The following is a 24,116-nucleotide window of genomic DNA, read 5'->3' on the forward strand; positions in this document are numbered from 1 at the left end:
TACCAGGGGCTTTCGGCAACGCGGCGAGCGTGCGTGCCAGGCGTCGCGAGCCGGGCTCCACTTTTGTTCGGAGCTCTAAGGGCCCTGATGCCCCGTCAAGTGGGACAGGGCAACGCCTTCTCGGGCCCACGGTCTTCGGGAAGATCTTTTTCAGCGCATCAGATCGGTCGTGGCATCCGGCGGCCGGCCGGCCGGCCGGACGGGTACCGGCCATCGCGTCCTGCACGCTCGCGGCCGTGGCCGGCAACGTGAGCAGCAGTCTGAGGAGGTCGGTGACGATGCCCCGTTGGCGGCCGACGGCCTTCCTCGCCGCGTCCGTATCCGGCCCGGCGGGGACGGGGTGGAGGCCTTCACGCTTAGGGCATCGATCACGCAGGCGGGCCAGCCACCGGAGGTGCCGCCGCGTACTTCCCTGTCCGCCGACCCTCACCCCAACCATCGCCCGAGAGGACCAGACACCTGATGTCCATATGGCCTTCGATCGTCGCCGTACTCGGTACCCTCGCCGGCGCCGTGACCGCCGGCCTCCTCCAGCACCGTTCGGACCGCACCGCACGCGCCGAGCAGCGCGCCGACAGCCACCGCCAGGACCAGCTCAGTGCCGTCACCGACTTCGCGGCCGCCCTGGACGCGCACCGCTCGGCGATGTTCCATCGGGAGCGTCTGGCCCTGGCCGAGGCAGGCACCGAGCATCAGCTGGAGGCCCAGACGAGGTCTCATGACACCCGGGCGGCAGTCACCGCACCCCAGATCCGCCTTCAGATCCTGGTCCCCGAGCTGGCCGTCCCCGCACAGCAGGCCGCAGATGCCACGTACGCGCTGCGCACGGCCGTCGACCAGACCGAGCTGGACGCACGGCGGCATGCGGCCAAAGAAGCATCCGTCGCCTTCATCGCCGCGGCCGCCACGCTGCTGCGCCCCGGCAGCCGCTGAGCCGTCGGGGCCGGGTGCCTGCCTGTTGCTGGGCGGGTACCGCCGGCGAGTGAACTGCCCGCGGCGGCATCGCTGTCGTCGGCGCCACGCATGATGCGTGGATTCCGCGCCGCTCGCGCCCCGGGGCGCGGACTCGGTCCTCAGCGAGTGTCAGATCCATCATGCCTGTTCGGAGGCGGTTTCGGTAGGACGGAGAGCACGTCCGTTCGTACTTGTCGCAGGTGGTGGTCCGCCCGCAGACTCAACGTCATCCACTCCCCGACGTCCGTGTCGGCATCCGTTCCCGGGTGCCGACGCGTTCGCTGTGCTGTCTCGTCGCCTGACGAAGACGGGCCGGGGGTGAGGGAACGAAGGGGGAGCGATGGATCAGGACATGGTTCTGCGGGCGAAGGTCAAGCTGCTCGGCGCCAACCGGCGGGTGGTGCGCGGCCTGGAAGGGCTGTGGATCTACCGCGTGCTGACGCAGGTAGAGCCGGAGGTGTACGGGTCGAAGCTGGCGTACGTCCTGGTGGAGGCCAGTGCCTCGCCGCTGGTGCGGGAACTGCCCGGGCAACGGCTGGCCCTCTTGGACGAGGCGGTGGCGGTGGCGACGGCCCTCGACGCCGCGAATCCCTACCGGTCCAAGGTACTGGCGAGGGCTCTGGCCGCCCGGCGGGAACTCGACGGCCAGCAGACGACGTAGCGGGAAACGCCGGATCCGGTGCGCATCACGTGCGGTGCACGGCGTCGTGCGGGCCCGGTGCGCACCACCGGGCCCGCCGGGGTGCGCACCGGGTCCGCAGTACCCGCACCGCACCGCACCGCACCGGCCGGCCCGGTGCGGTGCGCACTGCCTGGGCCCTCCGCAGGGTAGGCGATCGTGTCACCCGGGCTGGTCGCCGTCCCATGGGTGGTACAGCTCCTGGGCGCGGGCGGAATCGACGGGTCGGTCCTGGGGCAGGTGGAGGAAGTAGTCCAGCTGCCATGCCTGCGCAGTGCCGGCCTGGCGGTTGGTGGTGGTCACCCAGGGCGGGTAGACGCGGAAGGCTCGTTTCCCACCGGCGCCGGCTACTGATGCGACACCGTGTTGGCAGAGGGCGTCCATGGGAAAGACGAACTGGCCGAAGTGATGATGGTCGCGGGTGCTGATGACGAAGAGGTCGACGGGGTCGGTGGCGTCGAAAGGCTGGATGGGCCCGCCCGGGGACCTCTTCCATACGGTGACGAACTGGCCGACCTTGGTCGGGGTCGTCTTGGCGGCGCGGAATCGGATGGCTAGTCCGTCAAGGGTGAAGACGTGGGCGGCGTATGCGGCACTCTCGGGTTCTGGGGCCGGCTGCGAGCATGTGAACCCGCAGGGGTCGTAGACGAGTGCTTTCACCGCGAGGAGATCTCCGTGGACCGGGGTGGTGTCCGACCACGGTTTGAATCCGGTGGGGTGGAGATCGGGAGAGTGCCCGCGGTTCGTCGCCATTCGTTCACCCTGTCACATGTGCCGGAACGGTCGCGTTCGGCGACGACGCCGGTAAGACCGTTCCCGACACGACCGGGATCGAAGCAGCACCAGGTGCCGGCCGACGCACACGGCACCCCGGTGCGGGTGCCGCTGACCGGCGGGCCCTACCTCTCGTACGGGACCCAGGCACGCTCTCCTGTGTCGTTCGTTCCGTACCAGTAGTGCGGCATCCCCTTGACGCTGGTGGTGTGGAACGGGCGACCCTGGTCGTCGATGCGGATCGTGCCGGTGCGGCCCTGGGATGACCAGTCGAGTTCGAGGTACCAGCGGGCGTCGTAGGTCTCCGTCGTGGCGGCGACCAGCAGCACCTCCGGGTCCTCGGCGGAGACGCGGTACGGGAAGTGCACGGCCGGGATGGTGCGTTCGAGGTCGGCGCCGTCCTTCGGGCGGGCGATGGGGCGGTCGGCATCGAGATTCACGGTGAAACGGCGGGGCGTGAGCTCGCCGCCGCAGCCCTGGTCCATGGCGTACGCGCTCCCGGCGGCCGGGGTGCCGCGGCTGACGATACGGACGTGGAGCGCCTCCAGGACCACGGCTGTGGACGACCGCCCCTGCACCGAGATCCGCACCATCGTCTGCCGCCCGTGCACCGCGCCCTGCGTCGCCGCCCACACCCCGGCGTCCTGCTCCATCGGTGGCGGGGGCACCTGCGTGGGCCGCTTGTCGATGACGTAGTCGTGGTCGCAGCCCTTGTTCCAGACCAGTGAGTCGGTGCTCCAGGTGAGGGGCAGGCCGGTGGCCGGCTTCGCGGGCGAGGCGCGACCGCTGCCGGTGGACGGGACGGGGGTCCGCTGCCGGGAGCCGGGCGCCGCGGAACCCGGGGAGGGGGAGGCGGTGGCCGGCGGTTTCGCCGAACGGTGGGGTGAGCCTGGGGCGGTCGTCCGCGGGCCCGGGGAGCGGGAGGCACCCACCTCGGAGGAGTGGTCGTCCGACAGGGCGGCCGCGCCGCCCAAGGCGGCGAGCAGCGCGCAGGCGACAGCGGTGGACGCCAGGATGCGTGGGCGGCGGTACCACGAGCGGGCAGCGGGGGAGGGTGCGGGCTCGTCCGGGCCGGGGCCGCCCCCCGGCAGCTCCGCGGGGCCGCCCCCGGGCTGCTCCGCGGGGCCGCCGTCCACGACGAGCCCGCCGTTCGCGTCCGGCGCCGGCGCCGGTGCCGGAACCACCACCTCCGCTGAATCGGCCGTACGCACCCCCTGCCTGGCCGCCACCGCCGCCAACCACAGCCGGTGCAGTTCGAGCCGCTCCTTCGGTGTCGCTCCACAGAAGGCCGCGAGCCGCTCCACGGGCGCGAAGTCCTGCGGCACCGCTTCCCCCGCGCAGTACCGGTGCAGCGTGGAGGTGTTCATGTTGAGGCGGCGGGCCAGGGAGCCGTAGCTGCGGTCCGTGCGGTCCTTCAGCCGGCGCAGCAGCGCCGCGAACTCCTCGACATCGTCCCGCATCGACACCGTTCCCCCGTCGTCCGCCCGCGATCCCGTATCCCAGGCACTCACATCCCTGCACGTCAGACGGGCTGGGATGGTTCCACCATCGTCGAAAGGGCGGCAGTCGTTGCGCCGGAGTCCGGTGACCGCCGATGCTCTTGGTGTCGCACCGACCAGAGCCGGACCGACCAACTGGCGTCGGGCGACGTCCGACACACAGGCACTGCATTCATGCATTCACCGCACTCATTCACGGGGGACACCCATGCCCAGCGCACCCGAGCAGGCGCGCTCCTCGCAGTCATCGTCACGGGTCTGGCCGTGCTCGCCACACCAGCCACCGCCGCCGAGGCAGCGCCCCGCTTCCTCGCGGCCACGGACCCGCGGCCGCAACCCACTTCGCCTCGGGCGGCCGGCAGGGTAACCGCCGACGTACCGCAGGGAGGGACTGGGACACATGCCTGCGGCCGCCGCCGGGCATCGAGTCCGCCCGGCGCACCGCGACTTCCGCATCGCCCTCGACGCGAACGCCCGGTGGATCACCGTGGTCCTGCCCGACACCCGTTCGGCGCGGCAGCGTGAGCGACCTCCGCCTGATGCCGCTCGGCCGGGACGGCCGCTCCGAGCACGACCGTGCACCGGGCGCAGTCCGGCGGCTTCCAGGGCGCTCTGTGAAGGCCTTCAAGCAGACGACCAGCAAGGCCGCGCACCAGCTCCACTGACGGAGCCGCCCAGGGCTGCCCTCCCGCCACACAGGTCGCTGGGTCGGCCATCCACCCGGCGACCACAGCACAGTCCGACCACGACCACCCGACGATCCGACCACCTGATCACTACTCGACCATTCGACCACTCGAAAACGGAGACCACACATGAAGAGCAGGATCCGCACCACCCGCACCGTCCTCACCGCCGGCGTCCTTGCAGTAGCCCTCGGCATCGGCGCCACCGTCCAGGCCTCCGCCGGAACCCCGCGTTCCGAGCAGGCCCCCGCGAAGGCGTCCATCGCCGCACCGAAGTCGGTCAGCGGCACGCCCGGTCACGCGGTGACCCGGGTCGCCGACTTCTACGGCGCGTACATCGACGCGAAGGGCGACTACCCGGACCCGGACACCACGTTGGCCAAGGCGCTCCGCAAGCACTACCTGACGCCCGACTTCGCCGAGCGGCTGGCAGCCTGGGAGAAGAAGAACCAGGCGGACGGCGTCCTGCGGGCCCAAAACATCCCGGCGCGGTGGACGGTGACCGACAACGGTGCCATGGGGCACAGCCATGAGGTCATGGTCACCCTGACCTTCGGCAGCGGAGAGACGGCGCAGAAGACCAAGTTCTTCGTGCTGGTGGAGCGGTACAACCACATCAGCGACATCAACACCACAAGCACCCGCTGACGGCGGAGCGGCTCCCACGCCGGTGCCCTGTCCCGACCGGGACAGGGCACCGGCGTGAAAAGCCGAGGGACGCCCTCCGAGGGGCCGGGGGGCATCCCCGCGGTCGGTACGACACGGTCGACGGCGGCGCGCAGGTGTGGGGTGCGGCCAGCAGAGGGTCTGCCGGACGAACGATGCAGCGGGCCCGCCTTGTCGAAGGCGATCACGAACGTCACGCCGCCGGCCGAGTCGTTGACCTTCGCGCGGGGTGCGGGGCGTCCGTCGCGTCGCATCGGCTTTCCCGCCGTGGCCACCGTGCGGGCGGGAGGTGAAAGCCCCCTCCGGCACCTGCCCCGGCGCACTCCACTTCCTCACCTTGATCGGCTGCACCACGACAAGGGATGCCACGGAAACCCAGGTGGCCACGGCGCGCGATCTCGGTAAAGTCGGGCAATGCCCGAGCTGAGACGGCTGCATGCCGGCCATGCCCCGGCGGTCCTGGCCTTCGAGCTGGCCAACCGCGCCTACTTCGCTGCCTCGGTCCCCGATCGAGGCGATGACTTCTTCGACCGGTTCACCGACCGGTACGACGCCTTGCTCGCCGAGCAGGAGGCCGGCACCTGCGCCTTCCACGTGCTCGTCGCCGAGGACGGCTCGGTACTCGGCAGGTTCAATCTGATCGACATCGAAGACCACACTGCGGAGCTCGGCTACCGGGTCGCGCAGCATGCTGCCGGCCGTGGCCTGGCGACCGCAACGGTCCGGGAGCTGTGCCGACTGGCGACGGCCGAGCACGGGCTGCGCACACTGCGGGCGGCCAGCGCCCGCCAGAACGTGGCGTCCCACAAGGTGTTGACCAAAGCCGGGTTCATCCCCGTCGGCCCGGCGGACCCGGCCCACCTCTGCGGTGAGCCGGGAACGTGGTATCAGCGCGACCTGATGCCTTAGAGCTCCGAACAAAAGTGGAGTCCGATCGGCTCGCGGCGTCTGGTGCGTGCGATCGCAAGGCGCCGGAAGCTCCTTGTAGCGGGGCTACCAGGGGCTTTCGGCAACGCGGCGAGCGTGCGTGCCAGGCGTCGCGAGCCGGGCTCCACTTTTGTTCGGAGCTCTTAGCCGGCCGGACCGTCCGAGCTTGCCGGGGAAGCGGTCGAGGGACGGGGGCCGCCCCCACTGACCCCAAGGCAGGGAACCGGTGCGCGGATGCCGGCCGGGCGCGGGAAGTCGGCGCAATCCGCTGGACGTGGAGGCCGTGGCGGATGTAACCCTTGACGACGGCGGTCGCCTCGCGGGGGACGGTGGGTCGTCGACCGGGACAGCGCTGCTGGGTCGTCGACCGGGATACCGCTGCCCGCGCGCAGGAACGGCCGTGCACGTGTTCCGGCCGCGTGACCACTGCCCATCCCATCCACCGCGTGGATAACCCGGATACGGGATTCGGATTGCCCCGGGGATGGCACCGGCGCCGTGTCGCCCCCCATAGTCGTCGCTACCGCACGCCGCTGTCCGGATGCTGCCGGCGTGCGAACTCCCCGAGCATGCCGTGCGCCGTCGGCGCCCGTGAGGCATGCCCGCTCCCTTACGCCGTCCCCTGGAGTCGTCATGCCCGGTTCCGTGTCCCCGCCGCCTCCCGCCGCGGTCGATGCCACCGCCCCGTCAGCCGTCACCGTGTCGGGCCCGGCCCATCGGCTGCGGGTGACCCTTCTGATGGCGGGCAGCTGTCTGCCGATCCTGGGGGCGGTGCTGATCGCCCCCGTGCTGCCGAAGATGCAGGACCACTTCGCGTCGGTCCCGGGGGCCAAGGCGCTGGTTCCCCTCGCGCTGACCGTCCCGGCCCTGGCGCTGGCGCTGCTGGCCCCGTTCGCCGGTGTGATCGTCGATCGGCTGGGCCGCAAGCGCCTGCTGATCGTGGCGACCATCCTGTACGCCGTGTTCGGCACGGCCCCGCTCTGGCTGGACTCGCTGGGCGGCATCATCGCCAGCCGCGCCCTGGTGGGAGTCGCCGAGGCCGCGATCATGACCTGCTGCACGACCCTGATCGGCGACTACTACAGCGGTCACCGGCGCGTGAAGTACCTCGCCCTGCAGACCATGTGCGCCTCCGCGTCGGCCACCTTCTTCTTCGTGCTCGGCGGCGCCGCCGGATCGGCGGGCTGGCGTGTGCCCTTCTGGGTCTACGCCGTGAGCCTCGCGCTCGCCCCGCTGATGGCAACCGCCCTGCCCGACCCGGCGGCCCGCGCGGCCGGCGACGAAACCCCGGCCGACGCGGAGGCCCGCCGCTCGTTCCCCTGGCGGCAACTGGCGGGCATCTGCGCCCTCACCTTCTTCGGGGCGATGGTCTTCTACACCGTCCCGGTGGAGATGTCGTACCTGCTCGACGACCTCGGGGTGGAGAACCCGGGCGTGATCGGGCCGGCCACCGCGATCGCCAGTGCCGCCACCGTGGGCGGAGCGGTCGCCTTCGCCCGGCTCAAGCGTTCCCCCGACCCGATGCTGCCCGCCGTTCTCGCGGTCTGCGCGGTCGGCTTCGGGGTGATGTTCCTCGCGGGCAACGCCCCACTGCTGGTCATCGGGGCGGTCGTCAACTGTGTGGGCACCGGCATGCTGCTGCCCGCCCTTCTCACCAGTGCCATGTCCCGCCTGGCGTTCGAGGACCGCGGCCGTGGCACGGGGCTGTGGATGGCGGCCTTCTTCGGCGGTGAGTTCGTCTGCCCGCTGGTGCTGCTCGCCGGGGAGTCCGCGGTCGGCAGTCTCGCCGGCGCGGTGGGCGTGCTGGGACTCGCCGCCGGCCTCGTCGCGGCGGGGCTGTGGACGGCCCGCCGCCGTGTGGGCGCCGTCGACCCCCGGCCGTTGCCGGAGCAGTTGGCCTGAGATCGCGCAGGCCGCCCGCCGAAAGCGCGCCGTTGACGGGCTGTCACCGGACCCGGTCAGAGCCGGCCCGGTGGCAGCCCCGCGCTCGGTCAGGCGGGGACGCCCCGTCCTTGGCCCCTGCCACTGCCGTGGCTGTCGCCCGTCAGCGTCGCCCCCACCTCCGCGGCCTTCTGCCGCAGCCAGATGTGGCCCGCGTCCTGAGCGTGCACCGGGTGCCACCACATCGCCTCCCGCACCGGTACCGCCTCGAACGGGCAGGGCAGGACGCGCACCGCCGCGGAACGGACCGCCTTGCGCGCCAGGCGCTCCTGCATCATCGCGACCCGGCGGGTGCCCTCGACCATGAGGGGCAGCAGCTGGAAGGTCTGCACGGACACCTCCACCTGGGGACTGATCCCTATCATGCTGAGCTGGCGGGCGGCCGGGGCGTCGTAGGGACGCTGGTAGACGGCCCAGGGCAGACGCCCCAGCTGGTCCAGGGTGAGCTCGTCGCCGACCTCGGGGTGATCATCGGCGACCAGGCACAGCCAGCGGTCCTGGTGCAGGTCGACGGCGGGGAAGCCGTCGATGACGCCGTGCGGCATCAGCAGCCCGTCCACGGTGCTCAGCGCCGCCGCGGTGTTCTCCACGACGGACGGTGCCGGGTGCTGGAACGTGAGCCGGATGCCGGGCGCCTCCTCGTGCAGGGTGCGGGCGAGTGCGGCACCGAACACGGCCGCCCCGTAGTCGGAGGCGAGGAGGGTGAACTCTCGGCTCTCCGCGGCCGGATCGAAGTCGGCCTGGCTGGCGAAGACCCGCTCCAGCAGGTCACACGCGGTGGCACTGCGGTCGCGCAGGGCGGCGCCGAGGGGAGTCAGCTCGTAGGCGTTGCCGGTCCGGGCGAGCAACTCGTCGTCGAAATGGCGGCGCAGCCGGGACAGCGCAGCGCTCATGGCGGGCTGGCTCAGGCCGATGCGTTCGCCGGCCCGGGTGACATTGCGCTCCTCCAGCAGCGCACGAAGGGCGACGACCAGATTGAGGTCCAGTCGGGACAGGTTCACCGGGCGACCACCTCACAGCAGAGCCATTCGTTTCATGGATTCGACTCATTCACAGAATTGATTTCCGTGATTGACCGATCGGGGCCAGAGTAGACCGCAACCCAGCAGGAGGAAATCTGATGGCAACGCTCGCGCAACCTGCCGGCCCGTTCGCGCTCGGCACCTTCTCCGCTCAGGACGGGCAGACCTTTCCCGGCCTCCTGGCCGAAGACCGGGTGCTCGATCTGCGCAGCGCCCTGGACTGGGCGCCATCGGATCTGCGCGCCGTGGTGGCGCGGTGGGAGGAGACCCTCCCCATCCTGCACGCCCTGGCGGACGACGACGACCTCGCTTGGCGGCCGCTGGAAGGCCTGCGGGTGCACGCCCCCATCGAGCCACGGCAGGTCTTCCAGTCCGGTGCCAACTACCGGCAGCACGTGATCGACCTGGAGGTCGCCCACCGTTCTCCCGACGACCCCCGCACCGTCGAGGAGGCGCGCGAGGAGATCGCCGCGGTCATGGACCGCCGGGCCGCCGAGGACCTGCCGTACGTCTTCATCGGTCTGCCGAGCGCGATCACGGGCCCTTACGACGACGTGGTCCTGCCCGCATGGGCCGAGAAGCCCGACTGGGAACTGGAGTTGGCGGCCGTCATCGCCAAGCCCGCCTACCAGGTGACGGTCGAGGAGGCACTGGGGTACGTCGCCGGGTACACCATCGCCAACGACCTCACCGACCGCGCCGGCGTCTTCCGCCGGGACATGCCCGCCATCGGCACCGACTGGCTGCGCTGCAAGAACGCGCCCGGCTTCACCCCGCTGGGTCCGTGGATCGTGCCCGCCGAGTCGATCGCCGACCCCGGCGACCTGCGGGTCACGCTCAAGCTGAACGGCGAGACCATGCAGGACGAGTCCACCAAGGACATGCTCTTCGGAGTCGCCCGGTTGGTGTCGTACGCCTCCCAGACGTCCCGGCTCCTGCCCGGCGACCTGGTGCTGACCGGCAGCCCGGCAGGCAACGGCATCCACTGGGGACGCCTGCTGCGCGACGGCGACGTCATGGAGGGTTCCATCACCGGGCTCGGTGTGCAGCGCACCCGCTGTGTCGCGGAGGGAACGGCATGAACCTGGACCGCCGCGACCCGGAGGGCGCGATCGCCGAGGCCGCCAAGGCGTACTCCAACTGGGGGCGTTGGGGTGAGGACGACGTGCTCGGCACACTGAACTTCCTCGACGAGGCCAAGCGGTGCGAGGGCGCGGCGCTCGTACGCCGAGGCGTCAGCTTCTCGCTGTCGCAGCGGTTCGACATGAACGGCCCGCAGAAGGGCTGGCGCCGGCGGACCAACCCGGTGCACACCATGCTCGACACCGGCACCGACGCGGCGCTGGGCAACCAGGGCTTCCCGCACGGTATCGGCGGCGCCGACGACGTGATCGCGATGCCGCTTCAGTGCTCCACCCAATGGGACGGCCTCGGGCACATCTTCGACCACGGCAAGGCGTGGAACGGACGGGCCGCCGAGAAGGTGGTCACCTCCGACGGAGACCTCGTCACCGGCATCGAGCACATGGCCCCGTACGTCGCCGGCCGCGGCGTGCTGCTCGACGTGGGCCTGGTCGTCGGCACGGACGGCGAGCTGCCCGACGGGTTCGCCATCACCGAGGAACACCTCCGGCAGACCGCCGAGGCCCACGGGGTGACCGTCGGCCGCGGCGACATCGTCCTGGTCCGCACCGGACATCTCGCCCGCGCCCGGCGGGGCGGCTGGGGCGACTACGCGGGCGGCCCCGCGCCCGGCCTGTCGTTCACCACCGCCGGTTGGCTGCACGGCACCGAGATCGCCGCCATCGCCACCGACACCTGGGGCTTCGAGGTCCGCCCCAACGAGTTCGACAACGCCTTCCAGCCGCTGCACCAGGTCGTCATCCCCAACACGGGTTTGCTGATCGGCGAGATGTGGGACCCCGACACACTCGCCGCCGACTGCGCCGACGACGGCGTGTACGAGTTCTGGCTCACCGCCGCTCCCCTCCCCATCACCGGCGCCGTCGGCTCCCCCGTCAACCCCATCGCCGTCAAATAGGCCGCACAACTGCCGGATGCGCCCTCCCCGGACAGCAGCGGCGCATCCGGCCCCCACCGCTCCACCCGGCCCCCACCGCTCCACCCGGTCCGCCCGCCCCCCGCTTCGCCGGGTGACCCGTCACACCCCAAGCCCGCACCCGAGCGGGCGAGCCGCAGCCCCCGCCGCCCGACGTCGCGCGGCCCAACCCCGGGAGGTATCCCCGACATGGCTGACAGCCGCACTCTCCCCCAGCCTCCGGCCGGGGGCACACCCACCGTCCTGGTCATCGGCGGGGGCGCCTCCGGCAACGCCGTCACCATCCTGCTGCGCCGCGCCGGCATCGCCGTCGACCTGATCGAGGCCAAGCCGGACTGGAACGCCACCACCGGCTCCGGCATCACCCTCCAGGGCAACGCCCTGCGGGTGCTGCGCGAACTGGGCGTATGGGAACAGGTGGAGGCCTCCGGATACGCCTTCGGCTCGCTGGGGGTGACCGCCCCGGACGGCACCGTCCTGTTCGTCGCCGAGGACATCCAGACCGGCGGGGAGGACCTGCCCGCCACCCTCGGCATGCAGCGCCCCCAGCTGCAGCAGATCCTCATCGACGCGGTGCGCGCCTCCGGCGCCGACGTTCGCCTCGGCACCACCGCCGAAGCGCTGGAGCAGGACGCCGAGGGCGTGTCGGTGCGCTTCAACGACGGCAGTGCGGGCCGCTACGACCTGGTGATCGCCGCCGACGGTCTCAACTCCGCCACCCGCGCCGCGATCGGCATCACGGACAAACCGGAGCCGACCGGCATGGCCATCTGGCGCGTCGCCGCCCCACGGCCCGAGAGCGTGACCCGCACCGACCTCGCCTACGGCGGCCCCGCCTACATCGCCGGCTACTGCCCCACCAGCGAGAACACCATCTACGCCTACGTCGTCGAGGCATGCCGCGATCGCGCCTCCATCGACCCGGCCACCCATGCCGACGAGATGCGCCGCCTGGCGCGGGCCTACGGCGGAGTCTGGCCGGAGATCACCGAGCACATCACCGACCCGAAGAAGGTCAACTACACCTGGTTCGACCGCCTGCTGGTCGAGGGCTCCTGGCACCGGGGCCGGGTCGTGCTCATCGGCGACGCCGCCCACTGCTGCCCGCCCACCATCGCCCAGGGCGCGGCCATGTCCCTGGAGGACGCCTCCGTGCTCGCCGAGCTGCTCACCGGGGCCGTGGCCGACGGCCGGGCCTGGGACGACGAGCTGCTGCAGGCCTACCACGACCGCCGCATCCCCCGGGTGCGCACCGTCGTCGAGGCGTCCGTGCAGATCGGCCAGTGGCAGCTGGACGGCGTGCGCGACGCCGACATGGCCGGGCTGATCGGCCGCACCATGAACGTCCTCAAGGAGCGCCCGTGACCGCCACCGCGTCGTCCGCGCCGACGATCGACGTCCACGCGCACCTCCTGCTCCCGGAGGTCGAGGAGGCCGTGGCCGGTCATCCCGGACTCGCCGAGGCCCGTGCCCTCGACGCACGCCGCAACGGCCCGGCCGCCCTGACCGTGAACGGTCCGATGGTCGGAGCCCGCATCCCGAGGCTGACGGACGCCGCGGTACGCCTGGCGGCCATGGACGCGCAGGGCGTGGACATACAGCTGGTGAGCCCCTCGCCGTCCCACTACCACTACTGGGCCGAGCCCCAACTGGCCGAGAAGGTCTGCCGACTGGCCAACGAGGGCACCGCCGCACACTGTGCGAAGGCCCCCAACCGCCTGCACGGCCTGGGCCTGGTCCCGCTCCAGCATCCCGACCTCGCGGTCGGCCTGCTCGACCACGCCCTCGACCAGGGGCTGAGAGGCGTGGAGATCTCCTCGCACGCGCCCGGCCACGAACTGTCGGACCCGGCGTACGAAGCGCTCTGGTCCCGTGCGGAGGAGACGGGCGCCTTCCTCTTCCTGCACCCGTTCGGCTGCACCCTCGACGAGCGCCTGGACCAGTGGTACCTGTCCAACACCGTCGGCCAGCCCACCGAGAACGCGGTCGCCCTCTCCCATCTGATCTTCTCCGGCGTCCTGGACCGTCATCCGGGCCTGAAGCTGATCGCCGCGCACGGCGGCGGATACCTGCCCACCCACATCGGCCGCTCCGACCACGCCTGGCGGGCCCGTCCCGACGCCCGGGGCTGTGAGCGGGAACCGAGCAGCTATCTGAAGCAGCTGTACTTCGACTCCCTCGTCCACGACCCTCAGGTGCTGCGGGAGCTGCTGCGAGCGGCCGGCCGGGAACGGGTCCTGCTCGGCTCCGACTTCCCGTTCGACATGGGCACCGACGACCCGCTCGGCGCGCTGCGCGCCGCGGACCTGCCCGACACCGACTTCCACTCCGTCCGTGGCGGTAACGCCGCCGCTCTGCTCAACCTCTCCGAGGAGTAACCCCCCCCATGAGTAACCGCCTGCTCACCCACCTCCGCCACGTCGACCTCGCCGTGCCGGACTACGACAAGCAACTCGACTTCTACGCCGGCGTCTGGGGCCTGACCAAGGTCGCCGAGGACTCCGGCATCTCCTTCCTCGCCGCCGAGGGCTCCCCGGAGCAGTACGTCGTCCGGCTGCGCAAGGCCGACGAGAAGCGCCTCGACCTCGTCTCGTACGGCGCCGCGAGCCCGGCCGACGTGGACACACTCGCCGAACAACTCCTCGCCGGAGGCGTCCAGTTGATCTCCCAGCCGGGCAAGGTGGACACCCCCGGCGGCGGGTACGGCTTCCGTTTCTTCGACGTCGACGGCCGCACCATCGAGGTCTCCGCCGACGTCGAGGCGCGGCAGCACCGCAGGATCGAGGAGAAGGAGTCGATCCCGGTCAAGCTGTCGCACGTCGTCCTCAACTCGCCGGACCTGGACAGGACCAAGGCGTGGTACGAGGAGCACCTCGGCTTCCGGCTGTCCGACACGCTCGGCCACCCGCACATCGGCGACGTCATGCACTTCATGCGGATCAGCAACCAGCACCACTCCATGGCCATCGCCAAGGGCCCGCACACCTCCCTGCACCACATCTCCTTCGAGATGCGCGGCATCGACGAGTACATGCGCGGCTCCGGCCGTGTCATCCGCTCCGGCGCCCGCAAGATCTGGGGCCCGGGACGGCACATGGCCGGCGACAACACCTTCACCTACTTCCTCGACCCGCACGGCAACACGGTCGAGTACACGACGGAGTTGGAGCTGCTGGACGAGGACACCTGGCACCCGCACGTCTACGACTTCTCCCAGCCCGAGGTCACCGACCAGTGGGGCACCGCCAACCCCATGAACGAACTGGTCACCAAGGAGTCCTTCAACGACGTCGACCGCGGCGTCTTCGTCGCCCCGCCGGTCTGATCGGCGAAGCCCCGAGTCCTCCCGGGGGCGCGATCGCCTGTCAACCGCCCTGACTTCGCCGCCGCGCCCCCGGCCCTCGTGCCCACCCTCACGCCGTCAGCCGACAGGAAACCGCCATGCGTTTCGCCACGTACGAGTACCGCAACCGACGCCAGGTGGCCGTCGTCGAGGAGGACGGCACGCTCCACCCCCTTCCCGGCGTCACCTCGCTGACCGGCCTGCTCGCCGAGGGCGGTGGCCTGCCCGAACTGCTCGACGCGGGCTCCGCGATGCTCGGAGGGCCGGCCGGCCCCCACGTGTCCGACGTACGACTCGTGGCGCCGCTCCAGCCGCCCACCGTGCGGGACTTCGTCACCTTCGAGGAACACGTCGAGGGCGTACGGCGGTCCGTGGACGGGGCCGCCGGCGTGCCCGAGCGGTGGTACGCGGCCCCGACGTTCTACTTCGGCAACCCCTACGCGATGTACGGGCCGCACGACGACATCCCGATGCCGCCGGGGTCGAGCGTGCTCGACTTCGAACTCGAGGTCGCCGCCGTGATCGGAAAGGAGGGCCGCGACCTCACCCCCGAGCAGGCCCGCGACCACATCGTCGGCTACACCGTCTTCAACGACTGGTCGGCCCGGGACCTGCAGTCCGCCGAAATGAAGGTCGGCCTCGGCCCCTGCAAGGGCAAGGACACCGCCACGACGCTGGGCCCCTACCTGGTCACCGCCGACGAGCTGGGGAAGTACCGCGACGCGGACGGCTTCCTGCGCCTGGCGCTCACAGCCGAGATCAACGGCGAGGTCGTGGGCAGGGATCTGCTGTCCAACATGAGCTGGACCTTCGAGGAGATGGTCGCCTACGCCTCACGCGGCACCGTCGTCCGCCCCGGCGACGTCCTCGGTTCCGGAACCTGCGGCAACGGCGGCTGCCTCGCCGAGCTGTGGGGTGTACGGGGTGAACAGTCCCCGCCTCCCCTGAAGCCCGGCGACACGGTCACCCTCACCGTCGAAGGCATCGGCTCCGTCTCCAACACCGTCGTGGCCGGCCCGGCCCCCATGACCGTCCCCGTCGCCCGACGCCGCACGAGGGAACGACCGTGACCGAACTCCCTCCCCAGCGGCTCCTCGGCAGGGTCATCGTGGTCACGGGCGCGGCCGGGGGCCAGGGCGCCGCCGAGGCCGATGCGCTGACCCGCGAGGGCGCCCGGGTGATCGCCACCGACGTCACACAGGCACCCGGCTGCCGCCGACTCGACGTCACCAGCGAGAAGGACTGGGCGGAACTCGCCGCCGACCTGCGTGAGACGTATGGGCGGGTGCACGGCCTGGTCAACAACGCGGGCGTCACATGGCGGGCCCGGATCGACGACGTACGCCCCGAGGACATGGCCCGGGTCCACGCGGTCAACGTCACCGGCCCACTGCTGGGAATCCAGCACCTGGCCCCGCTGATGCCGCCCGGCTCCTCGATCGTGAACGTCGGCTCGTCCGCCGCGCTCACCGGCCACTACCCGGTCGCCTACACGGCCAGCAAGTGGGCACTGCGCGGTCTGTCGCGGACCGCCGCCATGGAACTGGGGCCCGTCGGCATCCGTGTGAACATCGTCCACCCCGGCTTCATCGAGACGGACATGACCGCCTCCGCGGCGCCCGCGTTCCGGGAGGCGAACGTCCGCGAGACACCCCTCGGCCGCACCGGAACCGTCGACGAGATCACCCCGGTCGTCGCCTTCCTTCTCTCAGACGAGGCGTCCTTCATCACGGGTGCCGAGATCCCGGTCGACGGCGGACTCACCGCGCACGGCGGCGCCAAGTCGATCTCGGACGCCCTGAGCGTGAACGCCTGAGCCGGCGACCGCGCACGACAGACACGATCAGAAAGGCCTCCCTCCCATGGACAAGGTCCGCGCGAGCGCCGCCGAGGCGGTCGCCGACATCCCCGACGGCGCGTCGCTGGCCGTCGGCGGCTTCGGCCTCAGCGGCATCCCCGGCGTGCTCATCCAGGCCCTCCACGCCCAGGGCACCACCGGCCTGGAGGTCGTGTCGAACAACTGCGGTGTGGACGGGCGCGGACTGGGAGTCCTGCTGGCCGACGGGCGGATCACCCGTGTCACGGGCAGTTACGTCGGCGAGAACAAGGAGTTCGCCCGTCAGTACCTGGCGGGCGAGCTGGAGGTGGAGCTGGTGCCACAGGGCACGCTGGCCGAACGGCTGCGCGCCGGCGGAGCCGGCATCCCCGCCTTCTACACCCCGGCAGGGGTGGGCACCCAGGTCGCCGAGGGAGGGCTGCCCTGGCGCTACCGGCCAGACGGCACCGTCGCGGTGGCCTCCCCGCCCAAGGAGACCCGCGACTTCGCGGGCCGCGCGTACGTCCTGGAGCACGGCATCACCACCGACTTCGCCCTCGTACGGGCCTGGCGCGGCGACCGCCACGGAAACCTGGTCTTCCGCAAGTCCGCCCGCAACTTCAACCCGCTGGCCGCGATGGCGGGCAGCATCACCGTCGCCGAGGTGGAGGAACTCGTCGAGCCGGGCGAGCTCAGCCCGGACGAGATCCACCTGCCGGGCGTCTTCGTCCAGCGGATCGTGGTCCTCACTCCGGCCGAGGCCGCCGACAAGCAGATCGAGCACCTTTCCCTTTCCGCGGCTTCGACACGAGAGACCGTACGCGCATGAGAACCCCCCTCGGAACGCAGCTGGGCTGGACCCGTGACCGGATGGCCGCCCGCGCCGCCGCCGAACTCACCGACGGTTCGTACGTCAACCTCGGGATCGGCCTGCCCACCCTCATCCCCGGCCACCTACCCCCCGACGTCCATGTCGTCCTGCACTCCGAGAACGGCATCCTGGGCACCGGCCCGTACCCGGCCGAAGACGAGGTCGACCCCGACCTGATCAACGCGGGAAAGGAGACCGTCACGGTGCGGCCCGGGGCCTCCTTCTTCGACTCGGCCCTGTCCTTCGGCATGATCCGAGGCGGCCACATAGACACCGCCGTCCTCGGCGCCATGCAGGTCTCCGCCGCCGGCGACCTGGCCAACTGGATGATCCCCGGCAAGATGGTCAAGGGCATGGGCGGCGCGATGGACCTCGTCCACGGCGCCCGGCGCGTCATCGTCCTGATGGAACACACCGCCAAGGACGGCAGCCCGAAGATCCTCAAGGAGTGCACCCTCCCGCTCACGGGGGAGCGGTGCGTCCACCGCATCATCACCGACCTCGGCGTCCTCGACGTCACACCCGAGGGCCTCGCCCTCGTGGAATGCGCGCCGGGTGTCACCGCCGAGGACATCGCCGCCCGCACCGACGCACCCCTGATCCGGAAGCCGTGAACCACGCAGTGGGCGGACGACCATCGACCGCATCGAGCGGGCCGGTCCGGCGCGCTGCCGACGCGGAGGAGCCGAAGCGCCCCCGACCCGGCTCCACCGCGGTACGGCGGAACCGGCCCGGTGACGAACCGTCCACCGGGAGCCGGGGGAAGCCGTCAAGAACGCCCCGCTCTTTGTGCGGGCCGGAGCGGCAGGTCGCCGATCCGGCCGGTCTCCATGGTGGTGGCCATGGCCGCGCTGTATGCCATGACCACGCGGGCGCCTGGCAGCGTCGCCGCGTTCTGCCCGCGGCCCGCGCTGCAGCCAATGGAACCGGTCGCCGAACTCACCCGCGAGCACTGGCAGGGTGACCGGGACAGTTGGGCGGCTTCCACTCCTACCAGGGAAAGAAGACGAGGATGCCGCCCTCTCCGTCGCGACGAAGGCATGCGGCGCCGCCAAGCGCAGGCGAACTGTCAGGGCCGGCCAGCAGAAACGCTGAATCCGGTCACGGCCATGTACACGAACAGGCCAGCCATGACAACGAACATGATGCGGGCGGCAGTGAAGGCGGCATCGGGGACTTCCTCGGCGCCCGGGTTGAGCCTCTCACGCCACCCGCGCACCCAATCCGCTTTGACACACGCCATGGCAAGGAACACGGCCGCCAATACGAGGGCCAGCACATTCAGTGTGTCGAGCGCATTCACTCTTCTTCTCCCGCTCTGTCCTGTTCGCGCGGTGCCACGAACAACCTGTGTGCCCTGACGTGCAGGGGCAGCGCAGCAAGGGCGACGCGATTCATCCATCGCACGTTTCGCCACGTATGGTGCGTGGGCCGTGATGGCCTCGGTGGGCCCGAGGGGCGACGTCTGCGGCGGGGAGTCCCCGCCTACAGGTGTCGCAGGCGACCCGCGGCAGCGCAGCCACGGCCCTGCCGAGTGGCTGCTGCTGAGACTGGACTGGTACGCCGGGGCAGGGTCCGGGACCGATCCGGCAGGCAGGGACTTCGATGACGTCGTCCCACGTCGCCGGCACACCACCGGGCCGACAGCCTGCTGACGGGGAGTCACTGATATCGGCGTCTCACGCTACGGACCAGTAGAGCATCAAGTGATAACAGTTTCCAGACCGCCATTTTCTTCCTGGTGAAGAACCATACGATGCGTGGGTGTCTATTCTCTCCCGCCGTTCAAAGCCGCGCCTGGCCCCCGAGCTTGATGACAAATACCTTGGCAAGACCCTGAAGCTGCTGTACCGGCTGCCGACGCCGAACATGGTCGATATCCAGGTCGATGCCATCGCAGCCACTCTCCGGGACGCCGACGCACGAGAAGACTGGGACCGAAAGGCTCACCGTCTCGTGATCCTGGGACAGGCCGTGGCCGACGGTCAGATGTCCGAGCGGTGGCTGAGGCGTCAGCCGGATGACGGGGAGGCGCGTCTTTTCAAGGCCTGGGTGGACGTGATACGAGGCAGTCAAACCGGCTCCGTGGCAGGCGCGGGGATCGCGGAGTCCTGTCGCCAAGCAGCAGCGGACAACCCCGACGACCCCACGCCGTGGACGGTACTGCTGGCCTTGCTGCGTCTGCTCCGGCGTCCGACACCGGAAATGGTCGGCGTCTGGAACGAGGTAGTCAATCGAGACCCCTGGAATCGCTGGGCCTACCGGGAGATGCTTGATTATCTCTCGCCCGAGGAATGCGGCTCGTATCTGCAGTGGATGGAATTCATCGATACCATCAAGAATCGCGCGCCGGCCGATGCGCCCACCGCGGGGCTTGAACTCACCGCGGTGGTAAGGCGTCATGTGAAGGCAGTCATGCGCGGCGGCGTGCAGGGATTGATGGCGGCCCGCTCCACATGGTCACAACCATGGGAGTCCGCAGCGCTGGAACGCGCCTCACAACTATGGCTCAGACCTGGATTTCTTCGGCACGCGTCCGCGCTCGCCGACCTGAACACACTTGCCTACGCGTTGGTCGAGGCGGGACGGCATTCGGATGCGGCAGCTGTCTTCGAGGCTCTCGACGGTGTGGTGACGCCGTGGCCGTGGGAGATGTCAGGAGACCCTGTGCAGCAATACACCAAGGCGCTGGAACAGGTGAAACGGCGTCAGGCCATCTGAAGTTCCCCTCGCCGGACTTCTCCGCCGACACAGGGTTTCGGGCCGCCGAGCCCGACCGCCCGCCGGAAGGGGCGGTGGGGCGGCGCCCGGCGGTGCCGGGGTGCTGCCGCTGCACCCCGGCCGACCGCGTTCAGCCAGACCTGCTGGACGCCCGCTCGCTCGACGCCGGAGCCGGGCTTGTCGACCGCACCCACAGCGCGGCAGCCTCGGCGCCCTGGGATGTCGGCAGTGGAACGACTGCAACCTGGCGATCACCGAGACCGGTGCGACCCTGACCCGTTCGTACGGCGCCCGCACCTCACCCGGTTTCGCGGGCGTGTGGGCCGCATCGCCCCGCAATGCGGCTGGGCCTGCCTGTCGCGCCGCTGCTTTGTGACGGTGTTCCGGCTGACCGCTCGCGTGCCCCACAACCCGCGCCCCTGGGGCACCATCAAGGACGCGGCCTACGTTGGCGCCGTCGACGACGACGTCACGAGGGACGGTGGCAGCGCCCGGAACCTTCTGGGGTGGAACATCTACGGGCGCCGGATGCGCCACGACCCTTCATACATGGGATGTTAACGGGCCGTGCGACGAAGCACAGATCCTGCAGGCTCTCTGGAGCCTCACCGATCCCTGAGTTGTTTCTTTCATTCATGGGATGTCATGGACGTGATCGCGTGGTATCTATACGGGGGCTCGAACCGAGATCCGCCTCGTCGATTCGGCAGTCACCCCCAGAAGAGGACGCCCGCATGAGAAGGTCCTGGATTCTTCCCCTGATCACACTGGTCGCCGCCACGTTCGGAGTGACGGCGGCGGGTGTGGCCCCGGCCTCCGCCGCCCCCAACACGCCTTTGCGGGTCATGCCGTTGGGTGACTCCATCACCTGGGGTGTGGGCAGCAGTACGGGCAACGGCTACCGGGGGCCGTTGTGGAACAAGCTCGCGGCGGACGGCCATCCGCTGGACTTCGTGGGCACGGGGCGGGGTGGTTCGATGTCCGACCCCGACAACGAGGGCCACTCCGGATACAAGATCCATCAGATCGCCGCACTCACCGACGCCTCGCTGACCCGGTACCGGCCCAACGTCGTCACTCTGCACATAGGCACCAACGACCTCAACGAGAGCTATCAGGTGTCCACCGCCACCGCCCGGCTGAAGTCGCTGGTCGACCGGGTCACGGCCGCCGCCCCCGACGCGACCGTCCTGGTGGCGTCCCTGGTCGTGTCCACCAGCGGCTCGGAGGAGCAGTACCGGGCCGCGTACAACCAGGGCATCACCCAGATCGTGCGGGACGCGCAGGCCGCGGGCAAGCATGTCGCCCACGTCGACATGAGCGGTCTGACCACGGCAGATCTGGCCGACGCCCTGCACCCCAACGACTCGGGCTACCAGAAGATGGCGGACGCCTTCCACCGCGGCGTCCAGGCCGCGGACAACTCCGGATGGTTGAGGAACCCCGCCCCCGCCCCCGCGCGCGTGCAGTCCGGGATGTCCGGGAAGTGTCTGGACGTCAACGGCGCGAGCACCGCCGACGGGACCGCCGTCCAGATCTGGAGCTGCGGTAACGGCGCCAACCAGTACTGGTCCGCCTATACCGACGGCACCCTGCGTTCCATGGGTAAGTGCCTCGATGTCTCCGGCGGCGGGACCGCCAACGGCACCAAGGTGCAGATGTGGACCTGCCACGGCGGCGCCAACCAGGTGTGGCAGGCATACGACGGCGGCTACCGCAACCCCGCCTCCGGCCGCTGCCTCGACGTACCGGGCTTCTCCACGACCGACGGCACACAGCTCCACCTGTGGGACTGCCATGGCGGCACCAACCAGAAGTGGACCACGCTGACCGCCGGCTGACCTTCCCTTCGAGCAGCAGCCAACGGGGTGGCGCGCGCGATCAGCACACTGCACTGGATGATCGCGCCGCCCTCCGTGTCCAAGTCGGCGTTGTCCAACATAGTCGCGCACGTCGTCCAGACCTCGTCGGCGCCCCACTCGATCCGGTTCAGCAGCCCCGGTCCTCCGAGCGGCAGGCTGCCGTGAGCGCCTCCACCCGAGGCCACCTGGTCGGCACACCGACGAATCGGCACAGCGCAGCCGCGTAACACCCGGTACGGCGCGCTCGCGGTCCTACTGCACTGGATGCTTCGTCAGGTCCGTCGGCGGGGACTCCTGACCGCCCATGTCGAGACGGAACGGCGGGTACTGGTCCGTCAGCAACGCGGCGTAGGCGGCCACCCGGGCGACCCAGCGCGCCAGGCCCAGCAGGAAGTCGAAGAGGTGCACCGGGTAGCGGGCGGTGAACGCCAGGACGACCACGGCGACCAGGGAGAGGAAGGGAATCAGCCCGCCGCCACCCCAGCCGTCGTCCTCTCCTCCCCACCCCCCGTGGCCGACGAGGATCCCGACGACGACGTACTGCGGGATCGCCAGCAGCCACCACTTCACCAGGACCAGCCCGCGGGAGAGACGCTCGGGATACGCGACGTCGAAACGCGCCGGATAATCTGGCACGTCCGCGAGGGTGAACGGCGGGTACCGGTCGGTGCCGAGCGCGGTGTGGGCGTAGAAGTTGACCCGCCAGTTCCAGCGCAGGACACCGACGCTGAAGTCGAAGAGGGACCGGGGATATCGGCCGGTGAAGAGGATGGCGAAGAACGCGATCACCGTCACGACGGCGAACGCGATCCACAGGAAGAACAGCACGATGTAGTGCGGGATCGCGAGCAGCCACTTCACCAGCCACAGCCATCTTGACAGCCGAGGGTCGAGAGAGGCCTCCAGCCGCACAGGGGACGTACCGATCATGGATTCAGGCTCGCACGCGAAGGGGAGACCCGCGACTCGGGCGGGCCGCCCGATCGCGGTTCACCGGCTCCGCCGCGGCTGTCCGCCGGGCACTGCTGGAGCAGGCCGCTGAACGAGCCTGTGAGAGCCGGCAGCGCACTTCTGCGATTCTGCTTGCCATGCCCGCACGAAATCGAAGACTGCCCCGCCACCGTGCGTGGCCTCTGACCACCACCGACATCAACGAGTGTCTCGGCTCTTACATGAGCCGCGTCACGGACCTGCGGTTCCTCACGGGGCATGACAGCGGGTCCATCGTCCTGGGAACGGCATGGGTTGCTCCTGACCCCCGTAACTACGGCCGCGGCATCCACCCGGACATGGTCGGCTTCCGCATAGACGTACACCCGGTCGATGCCACTGATCGTGCTGCCACCCGCGCTCTTCTACGAGCGCACGCCCTCCCGCGACTCCACGAATGGATCACGCAGGCGATAACAGCCGACGAGACCTGGCAATCGACCGACCACCAGCACTACTGGACCCTCGTCGACGGCCATCTCATGCACCGCGACGAAGCGTGAAACCGAGTCCGGAGGACGCGGACCCACACCCATACATCAGCAAGGCCACTCGTGCGCATGCACAACATCGCCGACAGCTGATCCGCACGATGCGTACCTCCCACCCCGAGGTCGCGACACGCACATTGACCCGGGCGCCTTCGCCACCGGACTCGACGATGCGCTGAACTGCCACGACACCTACTGGAAGGGCTCCGGCGACCCGCGCGGCCGCGTGGCCCTCGGTACTTTGGCCATGGCCTGCCTGGCCCGCGACTGGGGGTTCAAGCGCCCCTCCAGGCCCCTCAGCTCTGGCACGTGGGGCGTACCCACACCTGGCAGAACGCACCCATCGGTTCATCACCGGAACCATCCGCCTCGGGCGGCAACCGGTGCACTGCGATCAGGACGCCCAGGGGCTGATCGACCGCGCCATGTCAATGCACCGCTTGCCCCATGAACCCCCGCGCGGTCGGGACGCGGCCCGCTGACGGCCTCAGACGAGGAAACAGCTGTTGTCCGATCCCTCATGCTCTTCCGCCGGCTCACGAGGCCGTGGTCCGTGGCCGGCAAGAGGCGCCGACGCGCGCGGTTCAGCCGTACTGGATGTGTCAGCCAATCGTGGTGGACTTCCACCACCGCAAACCGAGCACCGGCTGGCGGTGGGAGCCCCGGCTCATCGCCGCGAACGACACCAGGGACGGTGCCACGTACGACCTGTGGGTCGGTTGGGGGTCAGCCGTGGACGGGGTTGCGTGGATCGGTTGCGGCGGTTTGCGGGGTGCTGTCGTCGGTGCTCGTGTCGTGCTTGCCGGGCTTCGCCC

Annotated in this window: 23 protein-coding genes; 18 read left to right on the forward strand and 5 right to left on the reverse strand. The window is 70.4% G+C overall.

From position 1 onward, the window contains the following. Positions 1–462: 462 nt before the first annotated feature. Together AC067N_RS37035 and AC067N_RS37040 are read left to right on the forward strand one after the other, a co-directional pair. Entirely contained in the window at positions 463–933 is a 471-nt protein-coding gene (locus tag AC067N_RS37035; RefSeq protein ID WP_478683348.1) for a hypothetical protein, read from the forward strand. A 361-nt stretch (positions 934–1,294) separates the two neighbouring features. Then, positions 1,295–1,615, forward strand: coding sequence for a hypothetical protein (locus tag AC067N_RS37040; protein ID WP_478683349.1), 321 nt, complete (start codon positions 1,295–1,297; stop codon positions 1,613–1,615). A gap of 180 nt (positions 1,616–1,795) precedes the next feature. On the opposite strand, the gene AC067N_RS37045 is transcribed toward AC067N_RS37040, so the two are convergent. Next, positions 1,796–2,386: a MepB family protein gene (locus tag AC067N_RS37045; protein ID WP_478683350.1), complete on the reverse strand. Its 591-nt coding sequence runs from the start codon at positions 2,384–2,386 to the stop codon at positions 1,796–1,798. Positions 2,387–2,532: 146 nt separating this feature from the next. Further along, positions 2,533–3,867 (reverse strand): helix-turn-helix domain-containing protein, encoded by a 1,335-nt coding sequence (locus AC067N_RS37050; protein WP_478683351.1) that lies wholly within the window; start codon positions 3,865–3,867, stop codon positions 2,533–2,535. Positions 3,868–4,721: 854 nt separating this feature from the next. On the opposite strand from AC067N_RS37050, the gene AC067N_RS37055 reads away from it, so the two are divergent. The 3 genes from AC067N_RS37055 (at position 4,722) to AC067N_RS37065 (ending at position 8,087) form a co-directional block, all read left to right on the forward strand. Next, positions 4,722–5,240 (forward strand): hypothetical protein, encoded by a 519-nt coding sequence (locus AC067N_RS37055; protein ID WP_478683352.1) that lies wholly within the window; start codon positions 4,722–4,724, stop codon positions 5,238–5,240. A 432-nt stretch (positions 5,241–5,672) separates the two neighbouring features. Then, positions 5,673–6,167 carry a GNAT family N-acetyltransferase gene (locus AC067N_RS37060; RefSeq protein WP_478683353.1) on the forward strand — a complete coding sequence of 165 codons (495 nt, stop codon included), beginning with the start codon at positions 5,673–5,675 and terminating at the stop codon, positions 6,165–6,167. 651 nt (positions 6,168–6,818) lie between these two features. Then, complete coding sequence (locus AC067N_RS37065; protein WP_478683354.1) at positions 6,819–8,087, forward strand: MFS transporter; 1,269 nt, start codon at positions 6,819–6,821, stop codon at positions 8,085–8,087. Positions 8,088–8,176: 89 nt separating this feature from the next. Here the strand turns inward: AC067N_RS37065 and AC067N_RS37070 are convergent, their stop codons facing one another. Continuing rightward, positions 8,177–9,127 (reverse strand): LysR family transcriptional regulator, encoded by a 951-nt coding sequence (locus tag AC067N_RS37070; RefSeq protein ID WP_478683355.1) that lies wholly within the window; start codon positions 9,125–9,127, stop codon positions 8,177–8,179. A 119-nt stretch (positions 9,128–9,246) separates the two neighbouring features. Here AC067N_RS37070 and AC067N_RS37075 point away from each other — a divergent pair, with 119 nt between their 5' ends. The 9 genes from AC067N_RS37075 to AC067N_RS37115 all read left to right on the forward strand — a co-directional run bounded on the left by AC067N_RS37075 (position 9,247) and on the right by AC067N_RS37115 (position 17,851). After that, complete coding sequence (locus AC067N_RS37075; protein ID WP_478683356.1) at positions 9,247–10,230, forward strand: fumarylacetoacetate hydrolase family protein; 984 nt, start codon at positions 9,247–9,249, stop codon at positions 10,228–10,230. Then, positions 10,227–11,189 (forward strand): cyclase family protein, encoded by a 963-nt coding sequence (locus AC067N_RS37080; protein WP_478683357.1) that lies wholly within the window; start codon positions 10,227–10,229, stop codon positions 11,187–11,189. The genes AC067N_RS37075 and AC067N_RS37080 overlap by 4 nt, the downstream gene beginning before the upstream one ends. 207 nt (positions 11,190–11,396) lie before the next feature. Next, complete coding sequence (locus AC067N_RS37085; RefSeq protein ID WP_478683358.1) at positions 11,397–12,572, forward strand: FAD-dependent oxidoreductase; 1,176 nt, start codon at positions 11,397–11,399, stop codon at positions 12,570–12,572. After that, positions 12,569–13,585 (forward strand): amidohydrolase family protein, encoded by a 1,017-nt coding sequence (locus AC067N_RS37090; RefSeq protein ID WP_478683359.1) that lies wholly within the window; start codon positions 12,569–12,571, stop codon positions 13,583–13,585. Before AC067N_RS37085 ends, AC067N_RS37090 begins: the two co-directional genes overlap by 4 nt. 8 nt (positions 13,586–13,593) lie before the next feature. Then, positions 13,594–14,532 carry a VOC family protein gene (locus AC067N_RS37095; RefSeq protein WP_478683360.1) on the forward strand — a complete coding sequence of 313 codons (939 nt, stop codon included), beginning with the start codon at positions 13,594–13,596 and terminating at the stop codon, positions 14,530–14,532. 116 nt (positions 14,533–14,648) lie between these two features. After that, positions 14,649–15,620 (forward strand): fumarylacetoacetate hydrolase family protein, encoded by a 972-nt coding sequence (locus tag AC067N_RS37100; protein WP_478683361.1) that lies wholly within the window; start codon positions 14,649–14,651, stop codon positions 15,618–15,620. Then, positions 15,617–16,366, forward strand: coding sequence for an SDR family NAD(P)-dependent oxidoreductase (locus AC067N_RS37105; RefSeq protein ID WP_478683362.1), 750 nt, complete (start codon positions 15,617–15,619; stop codon positions 16,364–16,366). Before AC067N_RS37100 ends, AC067N_RS37105 begins: the two co-directional genes overlap by 4 nt. Positions 16,367–16,412: 46 nt before the next feature. Next, complete coding sequence (locus tag AC067N_RS37110) at positions 16,413–17,195, forward strand: CoA transferase subunit A (RefSeq protein WP_478683363.1); 783 nt, start codon at positions 16,413–16,415, stop codon at positions 17,193–17,195. Between the two features lie 20 nt (positions 17,196–17,215). After that, positions 17,216–17,851: a CoA transferase subunit B gene (locus AC067N_RS37115; protein WP_478683371.1), complete on the forward strand. Its 636-nt coding sequence runs from the start codon at positions 17,216–17,218 to the stop codon at positions 17,849–17,851. A gap of 455 nt (positions 17,852–18,306) precedes the next feature. Here the strand turns inward: AC067N_RS37115 and AC067N_RS37120 are convergent, their stop codons facing one another. Beyond that, on the reverse strand, positions 18,307–18,540 hold the full coding sequence (locus tag AC067N_RS37120; RefSeq protein ID WP_478683364.1) for a hypothetical protein: 234 nt from the start codon (positions 18,538–18,540) through the stop codon (positions 18,307–18,309). A 461-nt stretch (positions 18,541–19,001) separates the two neighbouring features. On the opposite strand from AC067N_RS37120, the gene AC067N_RS37125 reads away from it, so the two are divergent. From AC067N_RS37125 to AC067N_RS37135, 3 genes are all read left to right on the forward strand, one after another. Then, entirely contained in the window at positions 19,002–19,958 is a 957-nt protein-coding gene (locus AC067N_RS37125) for a hypothetical protein (RefSeq protein WP_478683365.1), read from the forward strand. Between the two features lie 734 nt (positions 19,959–20,692). After that, positions 20,693–21,799 carry a ricin-type beta-trefoil lectin domain protein gene (locus AC067N_RS37130; protein ID WP_478683366.1) on the forward strand — a complete coding sequence of 369 codons (1,107 nt, stop codon included), beginning with the start codon at positions 20,693–20,695 and terminating at the stop codon, positions 21,797–21,799. A 57-nt stretch (positions 21,800–21,856) separates the two neighbouring features. Then, positions 21,857–21,985, forward strand: coding sequence for a hypothetical protein (locus AC067N_RS37135; RefSeq protein WP_478683367.1), 129 nt, complete (start codon positions 21,857–21,859; stop codon positions 21,983–21,985). A gap of 87 nt (positions 21,986–22,072) precedes the next feature. Here the strand turns inward: AC067N_RS37135 and AC067N_RS37140 are convergent, their stop codons facing one another. Continuing rightward, positions 22,073–22,750 carry a DUF4389 domain-containing protein gene (locus AC067N_RS37140; RefSeq protein ID WP_478683368.1) on the reverse strand — a complete coding sequence of 226 codons (678 nt, stop codon included), beginning with the start codon at positions 22,748–22,750 and terminating at the stop codon, positions 22,073–22,075. Positions 22,751–22,908: 158 nt separating this feature from the next. Here AC067N_RS37140 and AC067N_RS37145 point away from each other — a divergent pair, with 158 nt between their 5' ends. Then, positions 22,909–23,313 carry a hypothetical protein gene (locus AC067N_RS37145; protein WP_478683369.1) on the forward strand — a complete coding sequence of 135 codons (405 nt, stop codon included), beginning with the start codon at positions 22,909–22,911 and terminating at the stop codon, positions 23,311–23,313. Positions 23,314–24,116: the final 803 nt, after the last annotated feature.

This window comes from Streptomyces sp. NPDC042364 (genome assembly GCF_056437585.1).